We start from the raw sequence: 296 nt of genomic DNA on the forward strand, positions 1-296 counted from the left end.
GTGCGAGCGCCCGAACCGAGCCGGATTGTCGACGCAGGTGCGGTAGGCCAACGCCACGATCGGCCCGACGCCAGGCGCGGTCATCAGTCGGCGGCAGATCGGATCGATACGGACCTGGTCCAGCAGCATCTTGTGCAGCCTGGCGAGCTGGGTCCGCAGCGCGGAGCGTGCCTCCAGCAGCGGCAGGACCACGGCCGCGACGAACGGCAGATCAAGCACGAGGTCGCGCACGGGCTGCTCGAACCCGGCAGCCCCCACGACGCCGACCTTGAGGCCGAAGTTGCGCAACTGGCCGC

At 70.3% G+C, this 296-nt stretch carries 1 pseudogene; it reads right to left on the bottom strand.

Going from position 1 to position 296, the window contains the following annotated elements:
- A pseudogene (locus tag ASF18_RS20175) lies at positions 1 to 296 on the bottom strand (IS110 family transposase); the annotation flags it as partial.

The organism is Methylobacterium sp. Leaf89 (genome assembly GCF_001422215.1).
Lineage (GTDB): Bacteria > Pseudomonadota > Alphaproteobacteria > Rhizobiales > Beijerinckiaceae > Methylobacterium.